The following is a 541-nucleotide window of genomic DNA, read 5'->3' on the forward strand; positions in this document are numbered from 1 at the left end:
AGCGCCGAGATTATAACCGGCTACGTTACCACTGGCAGAGAACCGGCTCCCATCAGCACCACGGTTGCCTGTACTGTCCGTGTCGGCGTTAATGTAACTCACCATCAGTCCCGCCTTCAGGCTCTGCTCGCCATTATCCCAGCTAAGCACATCACCACCGATTTGCAGTTGCGAGTAAGTGTTGTCAATATCCACATGACCGTCNGAGCTGAGAATAGTTGTTGTCAATATCCACATGACCGTTTGCAGCCTGTGATGATGCCTCACCTGCTTTAAAGCGCATCCACATACTGCCGTCATCGGTACGTAACTGGCTGCCTTCGCGGTCATAAAGGGTCTGCATTTGCAGATTACGCGCCATCCACTGGTTGCCCAGATAAGCGCCAATATCAGCCCGATATTGCGGATCTACCGGTTTACTATCACCACCATCGTCCGGGTATACCGGCGTAACATCACCGCCATCGTCCGGGTATACCGGCGTAACATCGTCGCCATCATCCGGGTCTACCGGTGTAACATCGTCGCCATCATCCGGATC

The 541-nt window shown here is 53.5% G+C and carries 1 pseudogene; it reads right to left on the reverse strand.

What is annotated here, in order from left to right:
• Positions 1–541: pseudogene (locus FDX22_RS15535) on the reverse strand (autotransporter outer membrane beta-barrel domain-containing protein); the annotation flags it as partial.

Origin of the sequence: Citrobacter sp. TBCS-14 (assembly GCF_005280805.1) — a bacterium.
GTDB lineage: Bacteria > Pseudomonadota > Gammaproteobacteria > Enterobacterales > Enterobacteriaceae > Citrobacter > Citrobacter gillenii.